26 protein-coding genes, 1 pseudogene and 1 other annotated feature are annotated in these 26,523 nt (G+C 44.5%); of the genes and pseudogenes, 4 read left to right on the forward strand and 23 right to left on the reverse strand.

The genetic code is table 11. From position 1 onward, the window contains the following. The 7 genes and pseudogenes from ABC374_RS17100 to safA form a co-directional block, all read right to left on the reverse strand. Positions 1-207 (reverse strand): DUF2905 domain-containing protein, encoded by a 207-nt coding sequence (locus ABC374_RS17100; protein ID WP_034308809.1) that lies wholly within the window; start codon positions 205-207, stop codon positions 1-3. After that, the gene (ruvB, locus tag ABC374_RS17105) at positions 204-1,202 is read right to left on the reverse strand and encodes a Holliday junction branch migration DNA helicase RuvB (RefSeq protein ID WP_413019099.1); all 999 of its coding nucleotides are present in this window, start codon (positions 1,200-1,202) and stop codon (positions 204-206) included. The genes ABC374_RS17100 and ruvB overlap by 4 nt, the downstream gene beginning before the upstream one ends. Positions 1,203-1,213: 11 nt before the next feature. Then, positions 1,214-1,828, reverse strand: a complete 615-nt coding sequence (gene ruvA / locus ABC374_RS17110; RefSeq protein ID WP_350299598.1) for a Holliday junction branch migration protein RuvA — start codon at positions 1,826-1,828, stop codon at positions 1,214-1,216. A gap of 335 nt (positions 1,829-2,163) precedes the next feature. After that, on the reverse strand, positions 2,164-2,664 hold the full coding sequence (locus tag ABC374_RS17115) for an intercompartmental signaling factor BofC (protein WP_230176806.1): 501 nt from the start codon (positions 2,662-2,664) through the stop codon (positions 2,164-2,166). 110 nt (positions 2,665-2,774) lie between these two features. Further along, complete coding sequence (locus ABC374_RS17120; protein WP_413019102.1) at positions 2,775-3,374, reverse strand: YhcN/YlaJ family sporulation lipoprotein; 600 nt, start codon at positions 3,372-3,374, stop codon at positions 2,775-2,777. Positions 3,375-3,476: 102 nt separating this feature from the next. Continuing rightward, positions 3,477-4,424: a phosphotransferase gene (locus tag ABC374_RS17125; protein ID WP_413019104.1), complete on the reverse strand. Its 948-nt coding sequence runs from the start codon at positions 4,422-4,424 to the stop codon at positions 3,477-3,479. Positions 4,425-7,283: 2,859 nt separating this feature from the next. Further along, a pseudogene (gene safA, locus ABC374_RS17130) lies at positions 7,284-7,428 on the reverse strand (SafA/ExsA family spore coat assembly protein); the annotation flags it as partial. Positions 7,429-7,812: 384 nt separating this feature from the next. Between safA and ypfJ the strand changes: the two are divergent. Beyond that, the gene (ypfJ, locus tag ABC374_RS17135; protein ID WP_413019106.1) at positions 7,813-8,658 is read left to right on the forward strand and encodes a KPN_02809 family neutral zinc metallopeptidase; all 846 of its coding nucleotides are present in this window, start codon (positions 7,813-7,815) and stop codon (positions 8,656-8,658) included. A gap of 419 nt (positions 8,659-9,077) precedes the next feature. Here ypfJ and nadA read toward each other — a convergent pair whose 3' ends face one another. Genes nadA through nadB form a run of 3 tightly spaced genes read right to left on the reverse strand, consistent with a single transcriptional unit; the run spans position 9,078 to position 12,596 of the window. Further along, a complete protein-coding gene (nadA, locus tag ABC374_RS17140) occupies positions 9,078-10,184 on the reverse strand; it encodes a quinolinate synthase NadA (RefSeq protein ID WP_350299604.1) in 1,107 nt (368 codons plus the stop codon). Then, positions 10,181-11,032, reverse strand: a complete 852-nt coding sequence (gene nadC / locus ABC374_RS17145; RefSeq protein WP_413019108.1) for a carboxylating nicotinate-nucleotide diphosphorylase — start codon at positions 11,030-11,032, stop codon at positions 10,181-10,183. The genes nadA and nadC overlap by 4 nt, the downstream gene beginning before the upstream one ends. Beyond that, positions 11,013-12,596 carry an L-aspartate oxidase gene (gene nadB, locus ABC374_RS17150; RefSeq protein ID WP_413019110.1) on the reverse strand — a complete coding sequence of 528 codons (1,584 nt, stop codon included), beginning with the start codon at positions 12,594-12,596 and terminating at the stop codon, positions 11,013-11,015. The genes nadC and nadB overlap by 20 nt, the downstream gene beginning before the upstream one ends. 103 nt (positions 12,597-12,699) lie before the next feature. Here nadB and ABC374_RS17155 point away from each other — a divergent pair, with 103 nt between their 5' ends. Both ABC374_RS17155 and ABC374_RS17160 read left to right on the forward strand, forming a co-directional pair. Beyond that, positions 12,700-13,827: an IscS subfamily cysteine desulfurase gene (locus ABC374_RS17155; RefSeq protein ID WP_413019112.1), complete on the forward strand. Its 1,128-nt coding sequence runs from the start codon at positions 12,700-12,702 to the stop codon at positions 13,825-13,827. Positions 13,828-13,876: 49 nt separating this feature from the next. Further along, the gene (locus tag ABC374_RS17160) at positions 13,877-14,407 is read left to right on the forward strand and encodes a transcription repressor NadR (protein WP_101222780.1); all 531 of its coding nucleotides are present in this window, start codon (positions 13,877-13,879) and stop codon (positions 14,405-14,407) included. Positions 14,408-14,465: 58 nt separating this feature from the next. Here the strand turns inward: ABC374_RS17160 and ABC374_RS17165 are convergent, their stop codons facing one another. The 11 genes from ABC374_RS17165 to ABC374_RS17215 all read right to left on the reverse strand — a co-directional run bounded on the left by ABC374_RS17165 (position 14,466) and on the right by ABC374_RS17215 (position 24,175). Then, on the reverse strand, positions 14,466-15,158 hold the full coding sequence (locus ABC374_RS17165; RefSeq protein WP_413019114.1) for a DUF6944 family repetitive protein: 693 nt from the start codon (positions 15,156-15,158) through the stop codon (positions 14,466-14,468). A 368-nt stretch (positions 15,159-15,526) separates the two neighbouring features. Further along, positions 15,527-16,402, reverse strand: coding sequence for a prephenate dehydratase (gene pheA, locus ABC374_RS17170; RefSeq protein WP_350299610.1), 876 nt, complete (start codon positions 16,400-16,402; stop codon positions 15,527-15,529). A gap of 610 nt (positions 16,403-17,012) precedes the next feature. After that, a complete protein-coding gene (locus tag ABC374_RS17175; RefSeq protein WP_034308837.1) occupies positions 17,013-17,462 on the reverse strand; it encodes an ACT domain-containing protein in 450 nt (149 codons plus the stop codon). Between the two features lie 40 nt (positions 17,463-17,502). Continuing rightward, positions 17,503-18,792: a GTPase ObgE gene (gene obgE, locus ABC374_RS17180; RefSeq protein ID WP_048688961.1), complete on the reverse strand. Its 1,290-nt coding sequence runs from the start codon at positions 18,790-18,792 to the stop codon at positions 17,503-17,505. Between the two features lie 48 nt (positions 18,793-18,840). Then, positions 18,841-19,380, reverse strand: coding sequence for a Spo0B domain-containing protein (locus ABC374_RS17185; RefSeq protein ID WP_350299611.1), 540 nt, complete (start codon positions 19,378-19,380; stop codon positions 18,841-18,843). Between the two features lie 541 nt (positions 19,381-19,921). Beyond that, positions 19,922-20,212: a 50S ribosomal protein L27 gene (rpmA, locus tag ABC374_RS17190; protein WP_061143474.1), complete on the reverse strand. Its 291-nt coding sequence runs from the start codon at positions 20,210-20,212 to the stop codon at positions 19,922-19,924. 12 nt (positions 20,213-20,224) lie between these two features. Beyond that, complete coding sequence (locus ABC374_RS17195) at positions 20,225-20,557, reverse strand: ribosomal-processing cysteine protease Prp (RefSeq protein ID WP_101222784.1); 333 nt, start codon at positions 20,555-20,557, stop codon at positions 20,225-20,227. Positions 20,558-20,570: 13 nt separating this feature from the next. After that, entirely contained in the window at positions 20,571-20,879 is a 309-nt protein-coding gene (gene rplU / locus ABC374_RS17200) for a 50S ribosomal protein L21 (RefSeq protein WP_034308849.1), read from the reverse strand. 13 nt (positions 20,880-20,892) lie between these two features. After that, positions 20,893-20,976 (reverse strand) — a sequence feature (ribosomal protein L21 leader region). A 75-nt stretch (positions 20,977-21,051) separates the two neighbouring features. Beyond that, positions 21,052-22,524 carry an Rne/Rng family ribonuclease gene (locus ABC374_RS17205; RefSeq protein WP_413020386.1) on the reverse strand — a complete coding sequence of 491 codons (1,473 nt, stop codon included), beginning with the start codon at positions 22,522-22,524 and terminating at the stop codon, positions 21,052-21,054. Positions 22,525-22,566: 42 nt separating this feature from the next. Continuing rightward, complete coding sequence (locus tag ABC374_RS17210) at positions 22,567-23,433, reverse strand: M50 family metallopeptidase (RefSeq protein ID WP_101222786.1); 867 nt, start codon at positions 23,431-23,433, stop codon at positions 22,567-22,569. Next, on the reverse strand, positions 23,426-24,175 hold the full coding sequence (locus ABC374_RS17215; RefSeq protein WP_413019118.1) for a peptidoglycan DD-metalloendopeptidase family protein: 750 nt from the start codon (positions 24,173-24,175) through the stop codon (positions 23,426-23,428). The genes ABC374_RS17210 and ABC374_RS17215 overlap by 8 nt, the downstream gene beginning before the upstream one ends. A gap of 235 nt (positions 24,176-24,410) precedes the next feature. Between ABC374_RS17215 and ABC374_RS17220 the strand changes: the two genes are divergently transcribed. Then, entirely contained in the window at positions 24,411-24,854 is a 444-nt protein-coding gene (locus tag ABC374_RS17220; protein WP_034308861.1) for a S1 domain-containing RNA-binding protein, read from the forward strand. A gap of 125 nt (positions 24,855-24,979) precedes the next feature. Here the strand turns inward: ABC374_RS17220 and minD are convergent, their stop codons facing one another. Together minD and minC are read right to left on the reverse strand one after the other, a co-directional pair. Beyond that, positions 24,980-25,783 carry a septum site-determining protein MinD gene (gene minD, locus ABC374_RS17225; protein ID WP_034308862.1) on the reverse strand — a complete coding sequence of 268 codons (804 nt, stop codon included), beginning with the start codon at positions 25,781-25,783 and terminating at the stop codon, positions 24,980-24,982. Between the two features lie 2 nt (positions 25,784-25,785). Then, a complete protein-coding gene (gene minC, locus ABC374_RS17230) occupies positions 25,786-26,469 on the reverse strand; it encodes a septum site-determining protein MinC (protein WP_350299613.1) in 684 nt (227 codons plus the stop codon). Between the last annotated feature and the right edge of the window lie 54 nt (positions 26,470-26,523).

Raw genomic sequence — 26,523 nt, forward strand, 5'->3', positions numbered from 1 at the left:
TTATTTAAAACGGCCGATCAAATAAAAAATCGCGGACAATACAACACTGACGATGATTGATGTAACGATGGGAAAGTAAAACGTCGTATTCCCCTTTTTCAGAAAAATATCTCCCGGCAGCCTGCCGAGATGGATATATTTCATCGCAAAACCAATCACGAATATAATCACACCCAAAATCATGACCATCTTTGGTATATTCATCATTCAGGCATCTCCATTCCGAAATGCTCATAAACAAGCTGTGTTGCCATCCGGCCTCTTGGGGTACGCTGAAGAAAACCGACTTGTAACAGATATGGTTCATAGACATCTTCGATCGTATGTGCCTCTTCGCCAATCGTTGCCGCAATCGTTTCCAGACCCACGGGCCCGCCACGGAATTTTTCAATGATCCCTTTAAGTAATTTATGGTCAATATGATCGAGTCCTAAACGGTCGACCTGCATTAATTCCAGCGCATAATCGGCAAGTTCGGCCGTTATCGTACCATCACCGCGTACCTGGGCGAAATCCCTGACCCTCCGTAAAAGCCGATTGGCAATCCTCGGTGTGCCCCTTGATCTTCTTGCAAGCTCTGCCGCTGCTTGATCATCCATTTCCGTATCCATGATTCTTGCCGTACGGATGATGATATCAGTCAAATGGTTTTCCGTATAATATTCAAGACGGCTCAAAACGCCAAAACGGTCCCTGAGCGGTGCAGACAGTGAGCCTGCACGTGTCGTGGCCCCTACGAGGGTAAACGGCGGCAAGTCGATCCTGATCGAACGGGCTTCCGGTCCCTTACCGACTACAATATCCAGACAGAAGTCCTCCATAGCCGGGTATAGAACTTCTTCAACGACACGGGGAAGACGGTGAATCTCATCAATGAACAATACATCACCCGGTTCAAGTGCACTCAAAATGGCCGCCAGATCTCCCGGCCGCTCAATGGCGGGACCGGAAGTCGTGCGGATATTCACACCCATTTCATTGGCGATGATGACGGCAAGCGTCGTCTTTCCAAGGCCAGGCGGTCCATATAAAAGTACATGATCGAGCGTTTCTTCACGCATCCTTGCCGCTTCGATGTATACACCTAAATTCGCTTTCACTTTATCCTGTCCGATATATTGCTTTAAGTTTTGCGGCCGCAAGCTTTGTTCAAAGGACAGTTCGTTCAAATCGGCTTCCTGATTGAATATTCTCTCCTCCATTGCGCCACTCCTTATCTTAACATCATTTGCAATGCTTTCTTAATATATTGCTCGGTCGTCATATCTTCAGACTGCAATTTCTTGGCAACCTTTTGGACTTCCTTTTCAGAATAACCAAGAGCCTTCAATGCAAGAACGGCTTCATCCAACTCCTCTGTATAACCATTTGGACTGAGTGCAGCCGTGACTCCTTCGTTAAACAAGCTTGGAAACGCATCCGGAATAATATTTTCAAGTTTCCCTTTTAAATCGAGGATCATTTGCCGTGCCGTTTTCTTTCCGACTCCCGGGAATTTCACCAAAAACGATTCATCTTCATTTTCGATCGCCTGCACCACCTGATCAACCTGGCCAGATGCCAATATGGCTAGAGCACCCTTCGGCCCGATTCCGGTTACATTCAATAATTTTGTGAATAACGCCTTTTCTTGACGAGTCTGGAATCCGTATAATGCGGCCATATCCTCACGAACATAATGATACAAGAAAACTTGAATTTCTTTCTGGTATTGAGCGGAAAAAATAAAAGGATTCGGCGTCATCACTTGATATCCGATCCCCCCATTTTCCACAACTATGTATTCAGGTCCAATATAATCGACCTTACCTTTTATATAATCATACAAATTAATTCTCTCCCTGATTTTGCTGTACCTCTCATTTTATCATAAAAAGGGGGTGTTGTTCATTAAAAGTTATTTCATAATCGGCAAAGTCTTTTCACAAGGATTTCCGGGTGTTACTACTATGCTTAAAACAAAGTTGATTGGAACGGGTGTGCGAGACTCCTGCGGGAAATACGCGTCCAAGGGGCCGCAAAGGCGCCGAGGGCGGACCGCCCGCGGAAAGCGAGTGCCTGCAGTGGAAGTCAACGGCCAATGTAAAATACTAAAAAAACTGTAGACAAACTCCATCCTTATCGAGTTTGTCTACAGTCTGAAAGATGGGGTGTAATCCCACCCTAGTTTACCGAATATGGCTCATATTCTTTAATGAGCTGTTTATATTGGTCTTTATTCATGATCGGAATCCCTTTTTGCAGTTCCTCCTGCTTGTATGCTTCAAGTTTACCAACGTCTATTTGGTAGAAAGTATGAATGATCTTGGCGTGCTCAGGCCTTCCGATAAAAATGGATAACGTACCATCTTCCCTCATCCCAAGGTAACCATTCGCTTTTAAAAGCGGAGATATGTCATTTTCAATTTTCTTCATGACAATCTGCTCTTCATTTTGATCGACTACTTTCCATCCTTCATATTTTGACCAAAAGTCCTCCATCGACCAAATGGTTTCTGTCAATTTCTCTTCACTTAACTCGCCATCCAGATACATACGCTGAAGAATGACCTTCCTCTCAATTGGATCATTTTCCTTTTGAACGGTTTCTTCGGCAAAAACGGTTAAGCAAAATGGCAATATGAAAAGCGTCATGAAAAATTGGATTCTGAGTTGATTAATCAATATACTCACCTCTTAAGGCGTTTACTTTTTATGTAGTTTGACCCAAATAAGGATTATTAACCAGAAAAAAATCAAAAAAGAGCTGACTCCATATCGGGTCAGCCCACTAATTATTTCAAGTGATTTTCGTGAATGTTAAGATTATCGAACATGTCATTGGCATCCAAAATGATCATTTCCCTAGTGTCTCCATCCCGAAGATTGTTATCAAGTGTCATCGTCCTGAAATAGACACCTTCATCGGTGGTGACATATAGGGTACGGCCATTGGTAAGCGGTCCGATTTCCTTCTTGATTCTTTCTTTAACATCTTTTGCTTGGCTGTAGTCATCAAGCAGCAAGGCTACCAGCATTTCGTCTTTCATGATGATCGTCCTGGCATCGATGACCGGCTCCACTTTATTGGCGACACCATTGACTTTGTCGGCTAAAGCGCCTTCATAAGAATTATAATAAGATGATCGCGCCTTTAGCGGTTTACTCTCATGTCCATGGTAGTTACGGTCACTCTTACTGTATGCATCATCTTTATTGTATAAACCTTGCACCATATTCTCATAATTGATGTTGCGTACCAATGCATCTTTTTCATGGTATCCTGTATCATTCGTGATATTTTCATCTTCCGCAGTATCATTATTAGCACATCCAACCAAACTGACGGCGGCCAATACCGTACAAAGCGGCTGTGCCCATTTTATTTTCTGCACCAATAACCCTCCCATTGCAATTGAATGAGCTATATTCCGCTCATAATTAGCATGGGTGTCGAACGGGAAATGTACTCTGTAAGATACGGCCAAAAACCCGTTTTAATTCCTATTAAGGGAAGAAATCCTTTTTGCCAATTTTTCATTCATCGCCATCCGCTCCGAAAAACCTTCCACGGTCATTTTCCAGACCGAATGAAGCTGGGAAGAACTTTTATTAAGACGATTCCATTCACGGAAAATATCGGTAGGATAAGTTAAAGCATATAAAAAGGCCAGATCTGACTGATACCTTTGCAATTGCGGCACATCCCACAGCTCGGTGGCCGCATCTTCCAAATGATGCGATATTCGATTTGCATATTGTAAATAATCAATGCACCTCGGGGCATTTGCCATTAAGTCAAAATCGATTAAAGTCAAAGTGCCGTCCGCTCTGCGCAAGAAATTATGGTGGGCACAATCACCATGAATGATTACTTTCTTTTCCTTATTCCATAAAGACTGATTTTTATCAAACCCCTCTAGCGCCCACTCACCCCATCTAATCCATTCCTTGATAATATCTTCGGAAACATATTGGCGAACATAAGAAAAGTTCTTTTTAAAAAGTGATAAACGTTCTTTCCACTTTTTTGATTGATTGAACACAGGCGCGTTAATGGAGAGATGTTCCGACACATCATGGAAGCTTTCCAGTAACTTAATTCCCTCTAAACGGTCCTTATGATTGGAATATCTGAATTTTTTCTTACTCGGCGGAAAATAGTCCATACTCCCATACCATTTCCCTTTAAATTCAAAGGGCATTAAATTCTGATGAATATAATACGTTTGATGAAAACCCTTTTGTTTTAACAAAGAAGTCAATTCTCTTTGCCGATCCCACTTTTCAAAGCTATCGAATCCTTTAAGGATCATTGGATGACCCTTTTCAAAAGTTATTAAATAGACACTGCTTTGAATATGGCGGACATTCTTTGGCTTACGATTTAAATAAGATAGGAGACGAGTGTTAAAAACACTGTCTCCTTGATAATTAGTAGTCATCGCTTTCATCTACATATGTCGGTATCCCAAATGTTTCAGGCGCACGAACGCCCCCGAATTGGCCTGGCTGGCCACCCATTTGTCCAGGTAACATAGCTTCAGGTTGCCCCCCTAGCTGACCGCGCATCATTTCCGGCTGACCACCAAATTGTCTAGGCATCATTCCCGGCTGGCCTCCATTTTGATCGCCCATCATCCACGGCTGACTTCCATTTTGACGGCCCATCCACGGCGGACCTCCGGTTTGACCGCCCATCATCATACCTGGCTGGCCTCCATTTTGGCCGCCCATCATCATGCCTGGCTGACTTCCGTTTTGGCCGCCCATCATCATACCTGGCTGACCTCCGTTTTGGCCGCCCATCATCATACCTGGCTGACCTCCATTTTGACCGCCCATCATCCACGGCTGACCTCCATTTTGACCGCCCATCATCATGCCTGGCTGACTTCCGTTTTGGCCGCCCATCATCATACCTGGCTGACCTCCGTTTTGGCCGCCCATCATCATGCCTGGCTGGCCTCCGTTTTGACCGCCCATCATCATGCCTGGCTGGCCTCCATTTTGGCCGCCCATCATCATGCCTGGCTGGCCTCCATTTTGACCGCCCATCATCATGCCTGGCTGGCCTCCATTTTGACCGCCCATCATCATACCTGGCTGGCCTCCATTTTGACCGCCCATCATGAATGGAGGACCTCCTATTTGAATCTCTTTTATGCCTGGCTGACCTCCGTTTTGACCACCCATGCCTGGCTGGCCTCCGTTTTGGCCGCCCATCATCATACCTGGCTGGCTTCCGTTTTGGCCGCCCATCATCATGCCCGGCTGGCTTCCGTTTTCGCCGCCCATCATCATGCCTGGTAGGCCTCCGTTTTGACCGCCCAACGTCATGCCTGGCTGGCTTCCGTTTTGGCCGCCCATCATCATGCCTGGTAGGCCTCCGTTTTGATCGCCCATCATCATGTCCGGCTGGCCTCCGTTTTGACCGCCCATCATCATGTCTGGCTGGCCTCCGTTTTGACCGCCCATCATCATGTCTGGCTGGCCTCCGTTTTGACCGCCCATCATCATATCTGGCTGGTCTCCGTTTTGACCGCCCATCATCATGTCCGGCTGGCCTCCGTTTTGGCCGCCCATCATCATGTCTGGCTGGCCTCCGTTTTGACCGCCCATCATCATGTCTGGCTGGCCTCCGTTTTGACCGCCCATCATCATGCCCGGTTGGCCTCCGTTTTGACCGCCCATCGTCATGTCCGGCTGATCACCGTTTTGGCCGCCGCCCATCATCATGTCCGGCTGACCTCCGTTTTGGCCGCCCATCATCATGTTCGGCTGACCACCGCTTTGGCCGCCCATCATCATGTTCGGCTGACCACCGCTTTGGCCGCCCATCATCATGTTCGGCTGACCACCGCTTTGGCCGCCCATCATCATGAATCCTTCATATTGAGCCGATTCTACTGACTCTTCTTCATATTGTTGCATCTCTTTCTCCATTTGAGACTCATTAAGCGACATCCCTTGGTATGGGGCCTGTTGCTGCTGTGACTGAACGGATTGATATTGGTGATAATCTGGATGGTGATGTGCATTGGTATCCATTTTTTGGTTCCCTTGATACTGTCCTTTCACTTCCGGCCCATAAGTTCCAAGTAACCCCTTATTACAGCCGCAATCTTCCTCTTCCTCTTCCTCACCGGCAGCCTGGTTATACTGCTGAGGGAAGTTATAGTTATTGTTGTATGAAGATGGCGATTCGCCTGGTGACTCATAATCTTGTTGCATATATGAACCTGCTACTTGTGCTTGTTGATTCATCCCTCCATAGTAATGGTGCGGAACCGGTGCGGAGGCTGGATATGGATATTGTTGCTGGCTTGGTATATTCATGCTCGCCCCTTGAACGAATCCTTGATCCATCATTTCCATGTCAGGGGATTCGCCCCAAATATCAGAGCTCTCTTCCATCATTTGATAACCATATGTTTCCGGAGCCGTCTGATACCCTGGAACTCCTTGATACGGAGCTTGCATATGCATCTGCGCCCACGGTGGCGGCTGAATGCAATAACCGCTTCCGGGCAAAATTGGTGTTACTGGAATACAATCATCCACCGGCTCAATGTATTCCTGTGCTGGCTGTACAGCTGGCTTTTTCTTCTTTTTAGTGGCTACCGGCTCTTCTTTTTTCTTTGGTAAAGGTGGTGGTGCAGGAGGCTTTTGCACACTCATATTGGTCATGTTGACCATATAGTAATTATTGATATCGATTTCCGGAATCACCGGCATGGGCACCGGAATTTCTTTTGGAACGATTTTTTGCTTTTCTTTAATGATTGGCTTTGGCGGAATGATCTGCTGCTCTTTCTTGACTGGTTGTTCCTTCACTGGCTGTTGAACGATTGGTTGCTCTTTTATCGGCTGTTGATATTTCGGCTGTTCTTTTACCGGCTGCTGAAATTTCGGCTGCTCTTTTATCGGCTGTTGATATTTCGGCTGCTCTTTAACCGGCTGTTGAAACATCGGCTGCTCTTTTATCGGCTGCTGAAATTTCGGCTGTTCTTTTACCGGCTGCTGAAATTTCGGCTGTTCTTTTACTGGCTGTTGAAACATCGGCTGTTCTTTTACCGGCTGTTGAAACATCGGCTGTTCTTTTACCGGCTGCTGAAATTTCGGCTGTTCTTTTACCGGCTGTTGAAACATCGGCTGTTCTTTAACAGCCGGTTTTTGCATAATTTGCTGCTCTTTTATAGGCGCTGGCTGAGCCTGGTACGGTTGAATTTGGGATTCTTTAATTCCCGGTTGAATATTCACGTTTGATTTAGCCGTTTCTTTTATTACAGCTCCGGATGTCCCTGGTATTTTAATTTTCATTCCGGGCATCATCATGTCCGGGTTGCTCAATTGTGCGTTAACTTTTTTAAGTTCTTCAAAACTGACGCCGTATTTTTTGGCGAGTTTCCAAAGTGTATCGCCTTTTTGGACTATATGAATTTTCACGCTGTTAACCCCTCCTGTGCATATGTCCATATATTCTATGAAGCAGTGGGTGAATTGCTATTATTTTTATCATGAAAACTTATGCGTGAAAAATGACATTTATGATTGGATCAATGATTTAGGAAAATGGAAGGTACTTTTTTGGAGAGGAAATAAATGATATGACATCTTCGAAAAGGAATGCCATTCTTAAAAAGTATTTAATTGCGACCATTGCCTTCATTCTAAAAAAAGGAGGCAATGGTTTTTAGGTTGGAAGCTATCATGTTATGAAACACTTCTTTCAAGCTTCTGTCTAAACTCAGGGAAATCCGGGTATAAGAAAGTAAATGACCTAAGGCTTTGTCTTCAGGTACTTATCTTACATCCCTGGGGGGAATAATAATGAAATGGAAAGGTAGACAGGGCAGCTCGAACGTCGAGGACAGAAGAGGCATGAGCGGAAAAGGCATGGCCGGAATCGGCGGAGGGGTCGGATTGGTAATTGTCTTGATCGTGACGCTCCTTGGCGGTAATCCTAGCGAATTGCTAGGCAGTTTGAATTCTACTGAATCGAACAATGGCAGCACTTATGTCGAGACTGATGAAGAGAAGGAACTTGCGCAGTTCGTATCTGTCGTCCTTGCAGAAACGGAGCAGGTCTGGACAGAAGAATTCCGAAAAAATGGACTGGAATATAAGGAACCGAACCTTGTCCTGTATTCAGGCAGTGTCGAATCGGCATGCGGAATGGCAGCTTCTTCGGTAGGGCCATTTTATTGTCCGGGTGACAAAAAACTATATATTGATCTCAGCTTTTATCAAGAGTTGAAGCAAGAGTTCCAGGCACCCGGTGATTTCGCCATGGCCTATGTTATTGCCCACGAAGTCGGACATCACGTTCAGACAATTTTAGGGACAACGGAAAAGGAAATGCCCGATCGTTCACAGGTCAGCGAGACCGAATATAATAGGTATTCTGTCCGTCTTGAACTTCAGGCCGATTATTTGGCTGGAGTTTGGGCACATCATGTCCAAGGAGAGAATTTACTTGAAAAAGGCGATCTTGAGGAGGCCTTGAATGCAGCAAGTGGTGTGGGGGATGACCGTATCCAAGAAAAGGCACAGGGTTACGTGGTTCCGGACAGCTTCACGCACGGTACATCCGAACAGAGAAAACGGTGGTTCAATAAAGGTTTTAAATCCGGTGATATGAATGAAGGCAATACTTTTAAAGCGAGTAACCTTTAAAAGTTCTTACCTGTTTTGATTACAATAAGAGAAAAGGGGGTCTTATCCCCCTTTCAGATTGTAGACCAATTCGAAGAAAAAAGAGTTTGTCTACTAAAAATTGCAGTTGATTTCAGAAATCCGCTCCCTTTCCGCCGACTGTCTGCCAAGCCTCCTCGACGCAAGCGTCTGTGGGGTCTAGGCTAGCCAGTTATTCGGCAGGAGTGTCGCAAATTTCTTCAACCCTGTGAGTTTCAGCTAAAAACAGTAAAAATACATGAGGATAACTCGGTATTGTTTTAAAATCATGGCAATAATCCCTTGATAAAATCGTGATAGGGATTCGGGATAAGACCATTCCAATCCCCATTAGGTGGACAAACTCAAAGGGGTATTGCCCCTATTTCCTTATGATCCAAAGTCTTTTTAAAATGCACAACTCAAACGCGTTCCAGCATTCTGTTTAGAGCTAGGATGGCATTATCCGCAATGTTCTTCTCCACTTTGATCGGATTGATGATTATACCTTCTTCAATTGATTCAAGCGCCCACAGCAGGTGCGGCAGATCAATTCGATTCATCGTAAGACATGGACACATATTCGGATTTAACGAGATGATGTTCTTGTCAGGATTATTGGCGATAAGTCGCTTGACAAGGTTCATTTCCGTTCCGATTGCCCAGGAACTACCTGGTTCGGCTCTTTCGATCATATTGATGATGTACGATGTCGAACCCGCATAATCTGACAGTGCGACTACCTCACGGCGGCATTCGGGATGAACGATGATATTCATTTCAGGCTGCTCCGCTCTAAGTGTTTCAATATTCGCAATGGTGAAATTTTCATGGACTGAACAATGGCCTTTCCATAGAAGTACTTTCAGGTCTTCGAGTTCCCCTTCATAAATCAATTCATCCTTATGCGGATCCCAGACAGCCATTTCATTCAATGGGATTCCAAGGTCAAAGGCTGTATTCCTTCCAAGATGCTGATCGGGAAGAAAAAGGATCCTTTCTTTTTGCGAAAGGGCCCAGGAGACCATCCCCTGTGCATTGGAAGAAGTCACCGTCGCCCCGCCATTTTTCCCAACAAAAGCTTTGATGGCCGCGGTGGAATTAACATAAGTTAGCGGAAGGATCGTATCGCCAAATAAATCCTGAAGCTTTGTCCACGCCCGTTCCGTTTGTTCAATATCCGCCATATCCGCCATGGAGCAGCCTGCACGCATGTCAGGAAGGATAACCGTCTGCCCTTCTTCCGTCAAAATATCGGCTGTTTCAGCCATGAAATGCACACCGCAAAACACGATATAATCCGCTTCGCGATTTTGCGCGGAAAGCTGAGCCAATTGAAGTGAATCCCCCGTTGAATCCGAAAATTGAATGACTTCCTCCCGTTGATAATGATGGCCTGGGATATATAGACGGTTCCCCAGTCGTTTCTTGATGTCATGGACCCGATTCTCCATCTCTTCCTTTGTCATCGTTTTATACTTTTCAGGCAATGTATTTCCTGCTGTTTTAGCCATCTCCAATATGTTCATTTCAATATCCCCTCACGTTCTTTGACCTTTGCGCTAATATCAAGTGACCTGACACTGTGCGTCAAGCTGCCCAACGAAATATAATCTACCCCAGTTTCCCGATATGAAGCTAGATTGTCTAAATGGATCCCTCCAGAGGCTTCAGTTATGATGTGGGCGGGAACCAATTTTATCAGTTGCTTGATTTCTTCGGGGCTCCGGTTATCGAACATGATGATATCTGCACCGGCTGCCACTGCTTCAAGCACCTGTTGTGGTGATTCCGTTTCCACTTCCACTTTAGTGGTATGTCCCAGTTTGGATTTTACCGTTTGAACCGCTTTCGTTATGGACCCAGCGAAAGAAATATGGTTGTCCTTTATCATGACTGCATCATACAGACCATTTCTGTGATTGTATGCCCCGCCGGAACGGACCGCATATTTTTCAAGCATCCGCAGGCCTGGTGTTGTTTTCCTCGTATCACAAGCTCTCGTCTTCGTCCCCGCTAAAATCATGGCAGCTTTATGAGCCTGTGTCGCAATGCCGGACATACGCTGCACTAAATTCAAAACGACCCGTTCCCCTTTTAAAAGAGAGGCCATATCGCCGGTCATTCTTGCAAGCTGCTGCCCTTCTTCAAAGACTTCGCCATCTTGAACAAAAACGAAAACCTCGATTTGCTCATCCAACAATGCAAATCCCGTCTTGATGACGTCCCCTCCACTAAAGACCCCGCCTTCTTTTGCGATGAATGTCAAAGTTCCTTGTTCACCTTGATCAAAAATCGTATCACTCGTTACATCGCATTCCCCTATATCTTCCATTAAAAATTGTTGCAGCATCTGCTTAAGCATCAATATATTCATATAGTCGTCTCCCTTTCACTCGGTTTTTCACATCCGTGCAAGCAAGGATAACCGAATTTTCAAGCCATTGGGCGTCATCTTCGTTTGGATAGTCACTGCGGAAATGACCGCCCCTGCTTTCCGTCCTGGTCAATGCGGATTCGGCAATCAGCCACGCCACTATCATGGCATTGGTTTTCGTTATTTCTTCTATCGATAATTCCGTTACTTCCAAATGCAGCAATTTTTCGATATTAAATGTCTCAAGATAATCCTTCAGTCGAGTTAATCCCGCTTCATTTCGAACGATTCCCGCTTCGTTCATTAATTTTTCCTGCAATGTCTTTAGATCAGGTAAAAAGGAAACTGGACTGGAACTCTTGGACTGCTCTTTTTCTTCCGGTATCGCCCTTGCCGGCACGTTAGCAAGGAAACGGCCAAGTGCATTTCCAAAAACCAGCCCTTCGAGAAGGGAGTTGCTTGCCAATCGGTTTGCACCATGTACACCCGTGCACGCTACTTCACCTACAGCAAACAAAGAAGGAACTGAGGTCTGCCCGAATTCATCCACTTCAATTCCCCCCATTAGAAAATGGTTTCCAGGTGCAACGGGGATTTTCCCTGATTGAAGGTCCAGCCCGCTTTTTTCACATAATGAGCTCACTGTCGGAAAACGATTCTTAAAATCCTTAATCATCGAAATATCCAAAAATACCTTTTCACCGCGCTGCAAATAAGAAAAAATCGTTTGTGCCACAATATGCCTTGGAGCTAGATCTTTCAAGCTATGGACATCCTTCATGATCGGCCTTCCCATTTCCGTCACTAATCTCGCACCATCGCCCCGGACCGCTTCTGAAACCAGCCCTTGCGCTTTGCCATTTACAAAAAGCAGGGTCGGATGGAACTGTATGAATTCCATGTCACGAACTTTTGCACCGGCCTTGAATGCAAGTGCGATTCCATCACCTGAAACCGTTTGTGAATTTGAAGTGAAATGGTATAGTGAACCACAGCCGCCTGTTGCCAAAACCGTCTGTTCAGCATGATAGGTAACAAGATCCCCTGCCTTATCAAGTGTTTTGACCCCTATGCAGGAATCATCTTTCCCGATGATCAACTCCACTGCTGCAACATTCTCCATTACAGTAATCGATGATTTTTTCAAGCACCCTATAAGATGTTCCATGATGTACTTTCCTGTAGCATCTCCGTGACTATGGAGGATTCTTCGTTCACTGTGGGCACCCTCCATGCCAAGCAATAGAGTTCCGTCATGATCATGGTCAAATCGCATACCCGATTCTATTAGCTCAGCTATAACCGAAGGTGCCTCTGCGACGAGTTTTTCCACTGCCTTCACTTTGTTATATCTCTGACCAGCCGCCAGCGTATCTTTTTTATGTAAGGATACTCTGTCACGATCAGATATTGCAGCAGCAATCCCGCCCTGAGCTAAATATGAATTGCCATGACGGATATTTGATTTTGTGATGAGTATCACATGCTTATGTTCACTTGCTTCCAATGCCGTTTTCAAGGCAGCAATCCCGCTGCCTATCACGATGATTTCCGCTTTTACCATTATTTCATTCCTCCTGTTTATGACAGGTGTCTTGACAACTATATTTACATATTATTAAACTATTATCAAGAGTTTTTTAAGATTAAAGGATGGAAGTGATTTCTTGATTTATTTGGATTATGCCGCTACAACTCCGATTGATGAGGAGGCTCTCGACGTATTCAGCCAAGCATCCCGGAAGTTTTTCGGGAATGCGAGCAGTTTGCATGATATTGGCTCTGAGGCGGCACGTTTATTGGATATGTCACGACAGCAACTCGCAGAAATGCTGAACATAAAAAAGGAAGGAATCATCTTTACGAGCGGCGGATCAGAAAGCAACATGCTTGCCCTAGATACATTCATCGCTTCGAAACCATCCTGGCAGAACCACTTGATCGTAAGCCGAATTGAACATGCATCTCTTGCCAATTTCGTGGCGAAGCTTGAACAAGATGGCTTCGAGGTTACTTATTTACGGCATTTGGAAGATGGCCGTGTTGATATTGAACATCTCCAGGAATGTATGTCGGAGAAAACATGTTTGGTCATTGTTCAGCATGTGAATTCGGAAATCGGGGTCATTCAACCCATTGAGCAAATAAGTGAAATCGTTCGTAAACACCAGGCTTTTTTTCATGTGGATTGTGTCCAATCATTTGCCAAATTACCGCTTGGCAAGATAGCTGCCTCATGTGATGGACTATCCGTTTCCAGCCATAAAGTTTATGGTCCAAAAGGGACTGGGGCCGTCATTTTCCCGGCCATCCACCAGTTGAAGGCTTCGGTACCGAATATCACACATGAGTATGGTTTCCGACCAGGAACAGTGGACGTCCCCGGAATAGCCTCCTTCGTAACCGCTGCTAAGAAATTGGGGGATGTCATGGAAGATGAACGAAAACGGATTTCCACACTTAGGATGCAATTGATCCAACAGCTAACGGAAAGGAAAATCGATTTTGAAATCATCGAAGCAAAAAACGAGCAATTGCCTCACATCCTGGCGCTGACCTTCGCTGGATTGCAAGGACAGTACATCATGCTGGAATTAAACCAGAAAGGATTCGCCGTTTCGACGGGAAGCGCCTGTCAAATCGGTAAACAGGATCCTTCAAAAACGATGATGGCCATTGGGAAAAGCGAAGATGAAGCCCATCAATTCGTCCGCTTTTCCTTTGGCAAAAACACGTCGGCCGACGACATTCACAAGTTGGCGGACTGCATCGAAGGAATAGCTGCCATTCGATAAAACCCTACAATCTGTGTTAGAATGTTTGTAATTAAAGAGGTGAATGTTTATGGAAAGAAAGAAATTACTCGGGGAAGAAAGACGGACGAAACTCTTACATTTATTGCAAACAAGCGCGGAGCCTGTAACAGGCAGCGAGCTTTCGCAGATAACGAATGTAAGCCGGCAGGTTATCGTTGGTGACATAACCCTCCTGAAAGCGCGGAATGAGCCTATCATTGCGACGAGCCAAGGCTATCTGTACTTACAAACGGGGAGCACGCAAAAGCCTGAACGGATCATTGCTTGCCAACACGATCCTTCCCGGACCCAAGAAGAGCTATATTTACTCGTGGATATCGGCATCACCGTGAAAGATGTCAAAATCGAGCATCCCGTATACGGCGACCTAACAGCTTCCATCATGGTCAGCAGCCGAAAGGAAGTCCAGCAATTCCTTTCAAGGGTAACGGCAACGAATGCATCGTTTTTATCGGAACTAACGAGCGGCATCCATCTCCATACACTGAGCGCATCATCTGAAGAACTGCTCGACGAAGCGGAGTGTGCTTTGAGGGATGCCGGCATTTTAGTCGATTGAATGAACGAAAAAACCTCAAAAGCCATATCTTTTGAGGCTTTTTTTATTGGCCTTATGTTCACTCATCATTGGAATTGCTTTCATTTGAGCTGCCATCCCCGGAGTTTTCAACTTCGTTACTTCTCAACTGCCCGATAAGACTAATGACGGAACCGACCGCCTGTACCCACCCTCCCATCACTTGGATTGATTCAGCATCAGATGGCTTCTCTTCCAAATAAGGATATTGATATTTTTGCAGTTCCTGCTCCTTATCTTGTTCATCTTGCTCTTGATCCTTATCTTGGTCTTTTTCTAGAATGCTATTTTTAAGTTCGGCAATTCCACCTATCGCTTGCATCGAATTCCCAATCGCCTGTAACAAATTCCCCGTTGCATTGAAGGCCTGCTCCGGTTCATCCGGATTTTCGTATGCCCCCGCCAAAGCGGTGCCTCCGCCCAACGCTTGAATCAGATTACCTTTGATGATTAATTCCTGTTTCGTTATTTCATCAAAATCAATGACTAGGCCTAAGATAACGGTCGAATTCCCGATCGCCTGTATTATATTACCGAATTTATCTAGAGACCAGGTTTCTTCTGCGTCCGCCAATAAGGCATTTCCTGTTGCTTGAAGTTCATTTCCAATCAAATCTAAGTTCTTACGAAATTCTTCGTCCAAGACATTGGATGGTGTACCAGCAACAGCGGAAATGACGGTTCCTATCGCTTGAGTCCAAGAACCGAAAGTTTCTTTGAATTGACTATCCATCTCTGCTGACCACCACCCTCTCTCTGCTTTTTTGATTAAAAAGGTGTATCCACTGAATTAGTCATCAACTTATGTATTACCGTTCCTATTTCCACATGTGCCATATCGAGATTTACCTATTGTATTTGCTTTCATCACAATCGGTGTTTGTTTTTCATCCAGAATCATTCTGCCTATTTCTATATATTTCATAAAATGACAGCCAACCATTTTAGGAACTTGTACGCAAAGGGAATACAAACCTTTACGACAGCCTTCACAAAAAAATGCCCCGGAAATACTCCCGGGGCACCCTTTTTATTCTTGTATATAACTCAACTGAGGCTGTACCATTTATCATTTCAGAAAAAAATTTCACAATAAAAAAATCAGCGCTGCGGTACACCTGTTTGGACTTTAAAGCATGAATAGCTTCCCATGATCGATACCGTACATCCTAAGGCCTCAAGCTCGGAAATCGCTCCTGGGATTAGGACATCGTCAAGGGGCATTTCGATGTCGATGATGAAAAAGTAATTGCCCAATCCTGTTTTCATGGGTCTTGATTCAATCTTGGAAAGGTTAAGCTTCCTCCAGGAAAAAGCGGAAAGGACTTGGTGCAGCTGCCCTGAGTGGTCGGCAGGCAGCTGAATCATCAAGGTCGTTTTCTTGTCCCCTTCAACGGTCAAATGCCCTTCAAAGTCGACTTCACTGTTGGATACGACGACAAACTTGGTGTGATTATGTTCGTAATCGTGAATATTTTGTTTTGCAATCGTCAAACCGTATTCCTCTGCTGCCATATCATTTGCAATTGCAGCAATATTGATATCGGGATTCTCCATCACCATCTTCGCAGCGGCTGCTGTGGATGTGACATACTCATACGGAATGCCCCTTAGCTCATTATGTAGAAATTTGCGGCATTGAGCGATGGCATGGGAATGCGAATATACCATGTCAGGTTTGAAACCAGGATATGCATGGTCCGGATGCACCATATAATGCTGTTGGATTGGAATCGTCACTTCGCCTTTCATCGGCAATGTGACTTCATGGACTAAGTAATCCATCGTTATATTTACCGAACCCTCCAAAGCATTCTCGATCGGTACGAGCGCGTGATTCACTTCCCCGTCCCGAACAGCATCAAGGCAGTCCGGAATCGTGTTCATCGGTATTTTTATATCATTAGGAAATAGTCGCGATACAGCTAAATCCGTGAACGTTGCTTTTGGTCCAAGAAATGCAATTTTTGATGTCATATTATAAACTCCTTCTCACGGAAAATCTACTGTTTATGTTATGCCATTTTCTGATTTTTTACAATACTTAATCGTTAATTTCCTCTTACAAATGAAAACAGCCTGTAGACAAACCCGATAATAAATGAGTTTGTCTTCAGGCTGTTTTAGGTTTTTAAACTTTGACCGTTGATTTCCGCTCCAGGCACTCTTTCCGCGGGCGGTCCGGGAGCCTCCTCGGCGCATTTGCGCCTGCGGGGTCTCCCTTGGACTGCTTTTCCCGCAGAGTCTCGTACCTTACGTTCCAATCAACTTTGTCTATTCAGCGAGATCAACTTGAAATGATTACTAGAGCCCGTTGGCCTTTAGGTTACGGTTTCCATGATAAATGCCTCACTTCTCTACGTTCGGCAAAAATTATGAGCACTCTTTTGCGGTGCTACTATCGTCCCCAACACAAATCCATTACAGTCTGCGCCGCAGGAAACGAATAGGCATACTGTTTTGTTTCCTCACCCTTCACATAGTAGCCACTCTCAGGATCAGTTGGAAAAGGTTTCAGAATCAGACCAATTCGAAACCTTTTGTCTACAAACTGACAGCCTGTACATGTGAAATGTACAGGCTGTTTTCATGCGCCGTTACCAATGATTTCGACTTTTTCGACGAACTCCATTTTACGCAGTTTAGTAAGCAGTTCATTAATATCCATCGTCATCCCACCCGTATTCAGGGATAGGGTGACATTTGCACGTCCCTGCAAAGGAATCGTTTGGTGGATGGTCATGATGTTGCAACCGGATGAGGCGACGAGCCGTAAAAGCTCCGATAGAGTACCAGAACGATCTTCGAGATAGAAGAACAGTGTAATCAGCTTTTCCTTAACAACTGTATGAAACGGAAAAACCGTGTCACGGTATTTGTAAAAAGCACTCCTGCTTAGGTCCACTCGCTGTACCGCTTCCCAAACTGATTCCGCTTTTCCCCGTTCAATCATTTCTTTTGCATCCAGCGTTTTTTTCATCGCTTCGGGAAGGACATCCTCTCGAACGAGGAAAAATTTCTGATCGGACTTATTCAAACTCCGCACGCCTCCTTTTGCCTGCCATCATGGTCTCCAATCAATCAACAAATTCAAATTCATATTCAAGGATACGGACGATATCGCCATTTGTCGCACCTTTTTGGCGAAGGCCTTCGTCGACTCCGAATGAACGAAGCTGTCTGGCGAAACGACGTATGGACTCTTCACGGGTGAAGTCAGTCATTTTGAATAAACGCTCGATCTTGAATCCTGATACGGCAAAGCTGCCATCAGGTTCGCGTTCAATGTTAAATTCATCCGACTGTGATGTATGTTTATATAGAACCCGGTGGATTCCAGTATTCTCTTCTTCATGTTCAAGAGGGAACTCAGGTGTCTCTTCGATTTTATCAGCAATAGCATAAAGAAGCTCACGGATCCCTTCACGCGTCACGGCAGAAATCGGGAAGACAGGATAGTCTTCTTCCAGCTTTTCTTTGAAAGCCGCTAAGTTATCCTCTGAGTCCGGCATATCCATTTTACTTGCTACAATGATTTGCGGACGTTCAGTCAAGCGCAGGTTATACTCTTCCAACTCTTTATTGATTGTTTGGTAGTCTTCATATGGATCCCGGCCTTCAAGACCCGACATATCGATTACATGAACGATTACCCTCGTTCTTTCAATATGGCGCAGGAATTGATGTCCAAGGCCCACACCTTCTGAAGCGCCTTCGATCAGACCAGGTAAATCGGCCATGACGAAGCTGCGGTGATCTTCCGTTTCCACCATTCCGAGGTTCGGTACGATCGTCGTAAAATGGTATTCGGCAATTTTGGGCCTTGCTGCGGATACGACAGATAGCAAAGTGGATTTCCCTACACTTGGGAAACCAACCAAACCGACATCAGCCAACAGTTTCAATTCCATGACTATATCACGTTCTTGGCCCGGTTCGCCGTTCTCAGCGATTTCAGGTGCAGGGTTGGCTGGTGTGGCAAAACGGGAATTTCCCCGGCCTCCGCGGCCACCTTTGGCAATGACGGCGCGTTGTCCGTGCTCAACTAAATCAGCAATGACTTCCTTCGTTTTGTCATCAATGACAACGGTGCCAGGTGGAACCTTGATGACCATATCCTTTGCAGCCGCACCATGCATGTTTTTGGACATGCCATGTTCTCCGCGAGGTGCCTTAAAGTGACGTTGATAACGGAAATCCATTAATGTACGCAAGCCCTCTTCCACTTCAAAAACGACATTGGCTCCATTACCGCCATCTCCGCCGGCAGGTCCGCCTTTAGGTATGAATTTCTCACGACGATAAGCAACTATCCCGTTACCACCGTCTCCGCCTTTTACATAGACTTTCGTTTGATCGACAAACATGCTATCACTTCCTTGTTTTCTGCAAGTCATTTCTTGCTGTATACTTCTCTAAAAGTTAATATCCATCTTAAAAAATATTTCATCCTCATTACATTCAAGAATTTCAATTGCTTGCTCGGCCGTTAATGAACCTTCCAAAAACTCGATCACTGGGGATTGATCAATGAACCTGCCTTGCAAATGAAATGAACAGTGCATATCGCTCACTTCTTTTTTACACATGGAAACAGCCAGTATATTTTCAAAAAACGGATCGAGATTCTTATCGAGAATTTTAAAGAAATCGTTTGTCCAGCGATACATCAGACAGTCCATCTCAGTTGAACCTTCAAAAACATCAATGATTTCATATTCGCAATAAAATGATCCATTATTCCAATTCGACGTCAACAACATTTCGGTGAACTTAGGTAAATTCAAACTGGAGAGGCGTGCTTCATTCTGGGTTTCAACAATGATTTCATCAATGATGCCCTTGACACGATCAATTCTGTTCAACTCCAGATTCCCTTTGATGATTTGAATTTTATTCAGCCAGTCATGCCTGGTTTGACGCAGAGTTTCAATAGTCGTCCAATTTTTATCCATTATTAACACCTTCAATTATGATAAAGAAACTTTTTTTCAGCTCTATCATGTTGAATACTTCCATTTGTACAGTATATCAAAAAAATAACAAACAGGAAATGAAGCTCGATTCACATGCCTTCACATGAAAGCCCCCGTCCAAAAAATACAGCCGCACACCCTGAGTTCTTTGGACGATGGTAGAGCCATTTGAACTAAAAAAGAGAATGGGCCTTTTATGCACCAATTGGAGATATTATAGTTGAATTGGAGTGTCTATTTGGTTTAAACCAAATCGGATGGATGAGTAATCTTGGATTTCCCCCCTGAAAGTTTAAGAAAGCCCGCCGATTGGCGAGCCTTTTGTAAGTCAGAGGTTGTTTTCCTTATACTAATGACTAAAGTCTCCTGCAAAATGCTGGTTCATTTCCTATATAGTATAAATAAAGGGCCGGACCCCTTCATCACTATATAGCATACCATTATTAAAAATGACGCGGTATATAGTGTCTTGTAGAAGGAATCAGACCCTTTTGAGTCAGCCTCTGTTCAAAGATGCCAATTATGCTTCTTGTGCAACTGGATATACGCTTACTTTTTTACGGTCACGTCCGAAACGTTCGAATTTAACAACACCGTCTACTTTAGCGTATAGAGTATCGTCTCCACCACGGCCTACGTTCTCACCAGGATAGATTTTTGTTCCGCGTTGACGGTAAAGGATAGAACCACCAGATACGAATTGACCATCTGCACGTTTAGCGCCAAGACGCTTGGAGATTGAGTCACGTCCGTTCTTTGTAGAACCTACTCCTTTTTTCGAAGCGAAGAACTGAAGATTTAATCTTAACATTTGTTCCACCTCCTATTGGTTGAGGATAATTTTCATGTATTTACCATAATCACGTTCGATGGTTTGCAGCGATATGAGCATGCCGTTCAAAAGCAGCTGAACCTTCTCTTCCGATTCCGGCGAAAGATTCCCCGGAATGACGCAGCGAAGATAGCCGCCTTCTCTCCCTTGCTCAATCTCAGGCTCTACGTCCGTTAAGGACATGATTGCATTGACTGCCCCGAAGGAAACAGCCGATACACCTGCACAAACGATATCAGAACCTTTTTTAGCAAAATTAGCATGTCCGCTTAAGGTGAACGAAGCAATCCGTTCCTGCGGAGCATCAAATACAACTTTGATCATCTAGAATCAGCCCTTACGCGTTGATTGCTTCGATAACAACTTTAGTGTATGGTTGACGATGACCTTGTTTTTTACGATTGTTTTTCTTCGCTTTGTATTTGAAAACAGTGATTTTCTTTTGCTTACCTTGTTTTTCGACAGTACCTGTTACAGTAGCGCCTTCAACTAGTGGAGCACCGACTTTCACGTCTTCGCCACCTACGAATAAAACTTTGTCAAATGTAACAGTTTCGCCTGCTTCTGCGTTTAATTTTTCAATGTAAACCGCTTCGCCAGCTGCTACTTTAATTTGTTTACCGCCAGTTTCGATAATTGCGTACATACTTGCACCTCCTTAAATGTCTCAGACTCGCCAATCACAGGCGTTTTACCAGAAAGGCAAAAGCTTAAAACCTGATGTTGAGCGGTTGTAGCACGGGTGCTACAAACATAACATTAAAATCCTAACATGAAACAGGAAAGGCTGTCAATATATTTATAACAATTCCCGCCCTTCACTCGAAAGCCCGCCCGATTTCCTGAATGCTCCCGAAGCGCTTGATGGAGTAAGCATTCCTCGAACCTGGGATAAAAGACAGAAATATCTTTTTACCGATCAATTCCTCCAATGTCGGCCGATATGATTCCTTTTCACCAAGCAGCACGTCAGCCACCGCTTTACTGACCTCCACCCAGACCGCTTCATCATCCGTCTTCCTGTGTTCCAGCAGTTCACGCTCCAACCGGAAGGCCACCGTTTCAGGGCTCTCGATTTTACCGCTTCCACTGCAAACAGGGCAAGGCACCGTCGTCATTTCACTTAAAGACGGGGAGGTTCGCTTTCTCGTCATTTGTAAAATGCCCAGTTCCGTAAAACCGATGACCTGGGTTCGCTTCTCATCCCTCACCGCTTCCTTTTTAACGATTTCGATGATTTCCTGCTTATGCCGGGACTGCTCCATATTGATGAAATCTATCAGGATGATTCCGCTGATATTCCTCAATCTCAGTTGACGGGCGACCTCTTTCGCCGCAGCCTGATTAACCGCAAACAACGTTGCTTCCTTCGCCACCTTGCCGGTGAACTTACCTGAATTGACATCGATTACGGTGAAAGCTTCCGTTTCTTCAAAAATTAAATATCCGCCATTCTCAAGCCAAACGATTTTCTTGGCCATTTTCTCAACTTGCGCTTCCACATTCCATTCGGAAAAAATATTCTTTGTACCCGATACATGGGATATTTCCCACTCCTTACGGTTTTCCTGTATCCATTTTTTCAACTCGAGATAGGCCTCGAAGTCATCGATGGCAAGTTCCCCGGTCGCCGTTCCCGACATTTCGGAAATGATCATATCAAGGTATTCATCCCTCTCATAGAGAAGGGACGGGGCCTTGAGGGACGCAGCCTTAAGTTCAAGCCCTTTAAAGAGCTCCCGCAATCCATTTAACCTGTCAAGGAAGACCGATTCACTTTCGTTCTCCATCGAGGTGCGGACAATCAATCCCTCATCAGGATTTTTATGCTGCAAGGCAGTTTCGCGCCATTGCTTCTGAAGATCATTGTTTTTGAATTTCTTTGAAACACCAACATAATCTATTCCATGTATGTATACGAGGGAATCTGTCGAAAACTCGATCAGCCCAGTCAATTTAGCTCCTTTGGTGCCCGTTTCATCCCGCGTCACCTGAACTAGCAGCTTTTCTCCTTGACGGACAAATTGACCGATCGATGCTTTCCCATCACTTTTTTTTGTCAGCTGGAAAGAGGGAATCTCGTCACGGTGTAAAAAACCATTTTTCTCTGCACCATAATCAATGAAGACGGCATCCATGCCCGGTAACACCTTCGTCACCTTCCCAAGATAAATGTTACCGACCGTACTACGCTTTTGAGGCGGCATGATTTCAAGTTTACGTAAAACACCATTCTCAAGTACAGCCACTCTTTTTTCGCGCGAAGCTAGGTTCGCGATCATTTTTTTCATCAAAAAAAATCCTCTCCTCAATTTGAAGAAAGGATAACATATTTAATAAGAATATAATAGGTCGCCGATTTTCCCGTTTGTCATTTTCTCGGAAAAATAGGCATGAAGGATTTCCGTTTCATCCAACGAGCCGCTCTCTTTCCCGTTTTTCATGATGATCACGGGGTGTTTACAACCGCGTTGAAACATTTCCAGCACTTTATAAATCGGTTCTTGTGAATCCACCGAGATCGGCTTCAGTTTCGCCAAATCATTCGTATGCCCGTAATGGCGCTGCAAAAGAAAGCGGATGAACGCATAATACCTCTGCCGCCATTCCATGACGAGTGAGAGACTTATGAAAAAGATGATGAGCCAGATGTTCAAATTGAGCGGATCCAGAATGAGCCAGGTCAAAAAAGCAAGGAAAGCGAATACTGCAGAAAAGTGAAGTGTATGTTTCTGCGCTTCCAGAAAGGTGCAGTATAGGGAAACACCGATGAATAGCAGCCGTCCCCCGTCCAGGGGCCAAATTGGCAGCAGATTAAAAATCAGCAGCATAAGATTCATATACAAAAATGGCTGGTACAGCTCATATGGGATAATGGTAAAGAAATAGAGCAAAAAAGCTGCGCCAATGAGCCAAACATGTTGAAGCGGACCGGCAAGCACCACCGCCAAATCCTCCTTCAAACTCTTGTTTCCATATTCCTCAGTCTCGACAGCCCCGCCAAAAGGAAGCAGCTGGATTGACTTTATCCGCCATTTGAAGTGCTGGGCACAGACGGCATGCCCCATCTCATGTATGAAGACGATGAGCAACAGCATCATCACTTCAACGAAATGGGCTGTGAGGATGGCGATGCCAATGACAAACCACAATGTCGGATGCACCCTGATTTTAAACAGTAACTTCCCATATTCACTCAAAGGAAATCACCTTTTTAGGATCGACGAAAGCATCATTTTCTTTTATCGCTAAATAAAACCTGCCCATGGATCCATCTTCACTTAGTGTAACCTGTCCGACTTCATTGCCCTTTTTAACGAACTCATACAATTTCACATCAATTCCTTCCAGCTGCCCATACCAAGATTCACTTTTATTGGCATGCTGAATGACGACCGTCTTTCCGATCCCCTCCTTTTCACCGGCAAAAATGACTACCCCTTCATTAACGGCCTCGACCTTTGAGCCTTTGCTCGTTTCCAAAATGATTCCCTCACCGTTCGTCTCGAAGTTTTGGGTAATCTTCGCAGAAGCTGGCATTGCATATTCTTCATTCGAATCAACAGTTTCCGTATCGGCTTCATTCGGTAAAAAAGCGATCGGTTTACCAAACGCACTTTCGTACCAATTGGAGATTGAAGCGAACTGAAATTCCTTGTTCATGTTCTCCGTGACAAAACTCCTGGCAGGGTCAAGCCGCACAGAAGGGTGTTTGAACATCACCGCGACAATCAGGAACAGGCATACACTGGCAAGGATTTTAAAGAAAAAATATTCTTTCTTGAAGAGCGGATGATCTTTTTCGGAATACCCGTTATATGAATCAATACCATATGGTTCCTCATTGTTGATCTCCGTCCAACTACTGCTTCCTGACGGTTTATCATTAAACTTGCGTCTCTTGGCGATACGATTGCGGATATCTTTCCTGCGATCATCCATTCCAGACTTCCCCCCCTGCTCATTCAAAGCGCTATATTACAACGTATGAGCAACTTGTCCAGACTATTCTGCACTTCCCTGAAAATTTTTTTCGATGAAAAATTCACCGAAACTTATGAATTCCCAAGGTGGTTCGGGCATCGATTCAGAAAATCGAATAATTGAGATTGATATTGTTCCCCGGAATTTGTTATAATAAAGTGGTTTTAACATTATTGAGGGGGAACATTTTTTTATGTCAATCGAAATAGGCAGCAAAGTACAAGGTAAAGTAACAGGTATCACTAATTTTGGAGCATTCGTAGAATTACCAGGAGGCTCAACAGGTCTTGTGCATATCAGTGAGGTAGCAGATAGCTATGTAAAAGACGTAAATGACCATCTTAAAGTAGGCGACCAAATTGAAGTAAAAGTGATTAGTGAGAAAGACGGAAAAACTGCCTTGTCCATCAAAAAGGCTATAGATAGACCCGAAGGGCAAACCTCTTCTTATACCAAACGCCCACCACGCCAAGGGGATAGCCGTTCTAAAGATTTTCGTTCAAAAGGTAATTTCCAACCAAAGGAAAATTTCGAAGATAAAATGGTGCGCTTTTTAAAGACTAGTGAAGAAAATTTATCGACTCTTAAACGCAGCACCGAATCAAAACGCGGCGGCAGAGGCGGAAGACGCGGATAACCCGCTGCATTTTTAGCATATAGATCAGGCAAGCCAGTATACGGCTTGCCTTTTTTATTTCACAAGAAGTATAAAAAAAGCGAGGGCATCAAATGCTCCCCGCTTCTTGACAAAAGAATATAGATTTACCGCACGCTGAAGAATTTTTTCAATTTGGACATGAAGCCCTTTGGTTCGCTGCCAATTGGAGTCAAGGGCACAGATTCACCAAGGATCCTTCTGGCGATGTTCCGATAGGCAAGTGAAACTCTATTGTCCGGATTATAGGCAATGGGTTCCTTTTTATTCGCTGCCACAATGACCTGGTCATCATCAGGAATGACGCCGATCAAATCAATCTTAAGAAAATCGGCAACTCCATCGATATCCATTTCTTCATCCTCATGAAGCAAATGGCCGCGGATCCGGTTGATAATCAATTGAGGCGGTTCAATATGCTCTTCTTTTTCAAGCAGGCCAATAATACGGTCAGCATCCCTGACAGCCGGTCTCTCTGCAGTCGTAACGATGATTGCCTTGTCTGCCCCAGCTATGGCATTCCTGAAGCCCTGTTCAATGCCTGCAGGGCAATCAATGATGACATAATCATAGTCAGGCTTCATATCGCTGATGAGTTTCCTCATCTGCTCTTCATTCACCACTGTTTTGTCACTATTTTGCGGAGCGGGAAGCAGATAAAGCAAATCCTCGAAATGTTTATCTTTTATAAGCGCCTGGTGTATCTTACAGCGCCCTTCGACCACATCGACCAAATCATAGATGATGCGATTCTCCAATCCCATGATCACATCCAAATTCCGAAGACCAATATCCGTATCAATCAAGCAAACCTTTTTGCCTAGAAGAGCTAAAGATGTTCCTAAATTGGCGGAGGTGGTCGTTTTCCCGACACCACCCTTACCGGATGTTATAACTATTGCCTCTCCCACGATTAGAGACCCCCTTCTAATCTATTTAAATTAGGTCTATATTTCTTTAAGACTTGCAATTTTTCTATTATGATATTTTGTTCTTCATCCATGAAGGCACATTCCAAGTCATGTCCCCATTTCGCATATTGGTCAGGAGATAAATTCACTTTTCCGGCAATGCGCAGCTGGGCAGGCTTCATGACAGAGGCAGCTATAATGGCCTCTTTATTCCCTTTATATCCGGCATGGGCTATTCCCTTTAGCTGTCCCATGATATATATGTTGCCACCCGCACGAACCGTTCCGTCGGGATTGACATCCCCTATCAGCAGTAAGTCCCCAGGAACTTCAAAAACCTGTCCCGACCTTATCACCTTGGTCACGGTCGTCACTTGGTTTTCATCTTTCCATCGTTTCGCTTCATCCTTCGTAAGGACATTCGAAATCATCTCATCTACGAAAAGCTTCTTCTTTTTATGGATGACCTCTTTAATCTTTTCTTCTTGTTGTTCATCAAGATAGCGGTTCCCTGTATGTACTTTTACGGAAATGGACGGGTCATTTTCTTGAAACTGATAGTTTGCCGAAAGCTTCACTTCTAACTCTTTCAATAATTCGGAAAATGAGCAAGAATCATCGAGATGAAGCATAAACCCGTCTTTTGTTCCCTTAATCATGACATTTTGCTGAATTCTTTTATTCATGACGTTTGTTTCACCTCAATGAAATATAATTCGACATAGGAAAACAAATTTCCT

The sequence above is a fragment of the Peribacillus phoenicis genome (genome assembly GCF_047238085.1).
Classification (GTDB): Bacteria; Bacillota; Bacilli; order Bacillales; family DSM-1321; genus Peribacillus.